The following is a 4,078-nucleotide window of genomic DNA, read 5'->3' as shown; positions in this document are numbered from 1 at the left end:
TAGTTTAAAACATGATTTATCTAATATTAATAATGTTATAGAAAAAGAAGAAGGAAATGTATTAAAAATAAATAGAGAAGGGATGCCTATTACTATAACTTTACAAGATAATAAACTTTTTACATATGGCTTACCACCAACGCTAATGCCTAAAGGGGATGACGTAGATGGTAAGAGTAAAAAAAATCAAATAAAATTACCATTAAAATCAAAAGATAAAATATTAGCGATAAAACCGGTGTTAAATAAAATCCAACTTGTGGTTGATAAAGGTAATAAAATAAAAATATATTACTTTGATCCTCTGCATATTTTTGCATTAAAAGATTATCATTATGAAATCACTCGTTTAACTCAAGAGCCACCGTTATCTTTTTATTCAATGGTTGGAGAAAATAACTATAAAAACTATCACTCAGGACAGCCATTTTCTACTCAAAAAATAGGTAATTTTAGTGCTAAAAATATTCCCTTTTTTTCGTCGGCTATTGATAATGCAAGGGTTCACTTTGATAGAGCAAAACAACAATATGCATTAAAAAAATATGGTGCAATGGTAAAAGATATCGCGAAAAGTCTTGATCCTGGTTTTAGAGGGATGTTTTCTACTATAAAAGCTATAGTTAATTCTGCTACATTACCGAGAACAATTAAAACAGATGCTTTAAATGGTGTAAAAAAGGTGATTAAACATGATTATAATCTGCTTAATAAATATATTACCGGAATTAACAATGGTAAATCTCAAGGTGAGGTTGTTTATTCTTTAGTAGAACAATTAAATGATAAAGAGAGCATTACAATTAGCCAGTATAATGATATCCGTGCATTCTTTGGTATTAGTGCATTTCATTTATCTCAAAATATTGGTGTGAGTGCGTTTCTTTTAGCTAATTTTGCGAAAACACATGCCCTAACAATTTCAAAAAATAAGCAAGATGAAGTTGTATTCTCATTTGTAAATAAAATGGATGCAGGGATTGCTACGGGCTTATCTGCTGGGATTATGAACAATGAACAAAAATGGAGAGAAGGGGCGTTTAATTATGGTTTTGTAACACCGTTAATGGCCACTGTGATACTCGATTATCATTATGAAAAAAAATCTAATTTTTCATTTAAAATTCAACCAAAAGATTTAGTCGAATTTATTAATCAAGGGGTATCTCTTACAGAAAGTGAACTTAAGGATAATGCAACGCTGGAATTTAATAGAACACAAAACGCGTCATTAGGTGTTGAACTTAGAAGTGAAGTCAGTTTTGATGTGGGAGTTTCTGCTAATGAAAATATAGAATTAAATTTACCGAGAAATGCGGTTGGTGCTAATCTCTCTTTAAAAATAATAAATGTCATTCACAATATAAATAAATTTATTGGTCATGGAGAGACCAAAGCAAAACAGTTGGAAAAAAATGTTGATGTTGAGTATTTTAGCGGAAGTTTTGAATTATACCGAGATTTAAAATTTACACCTTCAGCGACAAAAGCATCGCATAATATTCACTGGTATCCATTGACATCATTGAAAAATTTTGAAGTCATGTTAGAAAAAAGAGTTAATTCACTATTTAAACATAGAATTTATGATGGCAAAATAAAACAAGACAAAAAAGAATTTGAAGCACATAAAAATAATTTAAAAGGACTTTATAAAAGAGTACTTAAAATAAATAACCTATTTGATAAATACCCTGTTCAATACGATGTTAAAAGAAGTATAAATAAACTTGATCATGTTTATTTACAGTTGGATGCAAATAAGAAATTAAAAAACAAACTAAATCCACAATTGATGGAGAATGATCTTTCTCTCAAGAGTGATGTAATAGATAACTCAATAGATCTAGTACACAATAATAACAGAGTACAACAATTCTTAGCTGATTTAACAGAAAAGAAAAAAATACTTTCTTCACAGAAAAAAAATAATATGAATGAAAAATTTAAGCCATATTTTATTTCTAAATATCAGCTAAATAGTGAGGGGAGAGTGCGTTATTCAGTGCTTGAAACTCAACTGGAAGAGCTTATCAATGAAGTGAAAACAGATGAAAATCTAACAGTTAATGATATAAAAGATAAATTAGATAATTTCTATAATAATGCGAAACAAGAGTTAAATAATATTGAATACCAGCTTAATTCAATAGATGTGATGTCTATAAGTGAACTCGCCGATAAAGCAAAATCATTTCCTCTTGCTTTTTTACGATTAGAAAGCAAAAAGTCTATTATGCATCATCAAGTTAAAGGTGAAATTAATTTTTTATATGATAAATATGAAAAGCAATTGGAGAAAATAACCACTAATTATTATTTTCATTAAACCATTTGTTTTTCTTATCTTTATTTGGGGTGATGTGTAACGTATATATTATTATTCAATGTTTTTTTGGTTTTTTACAATAGATCTCTATGGAATAATATCTTATATTTCAATGTTATTTTCTTTTTTATAGAATTTAGTTCTAATAAATTCATGTAATCGAAAGGATAAGTTTATTAGATTGTCATTTGGCCTAATATGGTGCTATAAGATAGTTTCCCCTGTTAATCAGACAATATGACTAATGAATATAGCAAGTCTTCTTGAACAAATTGCAGATAAAGGTTGGTGTGTATGGGATGATTTCCTTACACCAGAGGCGGTTAAACAATTGCGTGCTTGTTTTGGTAATGATGCACAACAAGCACGTATAGGACGTCATGAAAACCTATTAGCAGAAACCACGATACGCAGTGATAAAATTCGTTGGCTAGAGCCGCAAATGGGAGAGCCAGTTCAACATTATCTTATGCAGATGGAAAGCATTCAACGAGCAGTTAATCGTGAGTTCTTTTTAGGGCTGTTTGAATATGAAGCTCATTTCGCTTGTTATGAAAAAGGTGCTTTCTATAAAAAACATCTTGATGCATTTAAAGAAAATGTCACAAGACGTTTAACGACAGTGTTATATCTTAATGATGAATGGACACCACAAGACGGTGGAGAGCTAGTTATCTATGATCTGGATGATAATCAATTAGCGACAGTCGCCCCTCAAGGTGGTCGTTTAGTGGTTTTTCTTTCAGAACAATTTCCACATGAAGTATTACCTACTCATAAAGAAAGGATCAGTATTGCAGGGTGGTTTCGAGTTAATGGTGTCAGAGATAATTTTCTCGATATCGCCAGCTAAATGATGCAATAAAGTGTTATTGTCGTAATAGAAATAGCATGGGATTAGGCGCGTTTCTTATATTAGGCTATATAGCTTAATGATAAGAGCGCGCTTTTTCTGTTATTAATGACTGAAAATAATGTGTAATTAATGGAATAGAGTGAAAAGAGAATAAAGAAAATTGTTGATTTTCTGGTGGTTAACAGGACAATAAAACCAAACTTTATGGGGTAAAAATAGAATGAATGAATTTTCGATTGTCTGCCGTCTATTAGGTACATTATTTCAACGAGCACCGAGTGATGCTATTTTAGCACCGATCATAACCATGATAGCGGAAGATAAACTAAGCCAATTATGGCCATTAGAGCAAGATGAACTATTCAAAACGTTAAAAAGTAGCGTAGCTGATTTAGCGGCAGTAGAAGCTGACTACCAATCGCTTTTTGCTGACCCAATACCCGCAGTATCTCTTTATGCACATGATTACGGTGATATAAAAGAGCAAGATATTCGTCAATTCTTAGTCACTCGAGGTATGCCTGTCACCGGATCAGCGACAGATAGCTTTGGTGCGTTGTTACTTGCCGCTTCTTGGCTTGAAGATAATGCCGCACAAGATGAAGTATTAGCACAAACACAGCTATTTGATAACTATCTATTACCTTGGGCGGGAACCTTTTTAGGTAAGGTTGAAGCGCATGCTAAAACAAATTTTTATCGTACTTTAGCAGCAATTACGCGTGGTGCACTTTCTGCATTACGAGAAGAATTATCAGATGAAGAAAACGAAAAATAAATAATTAAATCCTATAATAAAAACGTTGTTTTTTTGAACGGCACCCTAGAATAGCTATCTTATTTGGGTGCCGTTCCGCTTATTGCGCATGTTATGGCTAGAAAATAATTAATTT

3 protein-coding genes are annotated in these 4,078 nt (G+C 31.6%); all 3 read left to right on the top strand.

Annotated features, from left to right (window positions below):
• On the top strand, nt 1-2,329 hold a 2,329-nt coding region (locus AACU98_RS14390; protein WP_161734614.1), incomplete at its 5' end, for a hypothetical protein.
• Nucleotides 2,330-2,573: 244 nt separating this feature from the next.
• A complete protein-coding gene (locus tag AACU98_RS14385; RefSeq protein ID WP_004242697.1) occupies nt 2,574-3,182 on the top strand; it encodes a 2OG-Fe(II) oxygenase in 609 nt (202 codons plus the stop codon).
• Between the two features lie 223 nt (nt 3,183-3,405).
• Entirely contained in the window at nt 3,406-3,963 is a 558-nt protein-coding gene (locus tag AACU98_RS14380; RefSeq protein WP_004242698.1) for a TorD/DmsD family molecular chaperone, read from the top strand.
• Nucleotides 3,964-4,078: the final 115 nt, after the last annotated feature.

The organism is Proteus sp. G4380 (assembly GCF_963885725.1).
Classification (GTDB): domain Bacteria; phylum Pseudomonadota; class Gammaproteobacteria; order Enterobacterales; family Enterobacteriaceae; genus Proteus; species Proteus mirabilis.
This window is presented reverse-complemented; position numbering and strand designations above follow the sequence as displayed.

Coding starts and splice junctions, on each gene's coding strand:
- AACU98_RS14380 (WP_004242698.1), top strand. CDS start 3,406: ATGAATGAATTTTCGATTGTCTGCCGTCTATTAGGTACATTATTTCAA.
- AACU98_RS14385 (WP_004242697.1), top strand. CDS start 2,574: ATGAATATAGCAAGTCTTCTTGAACAAATTGCAGATAAAGGTTGGTGT.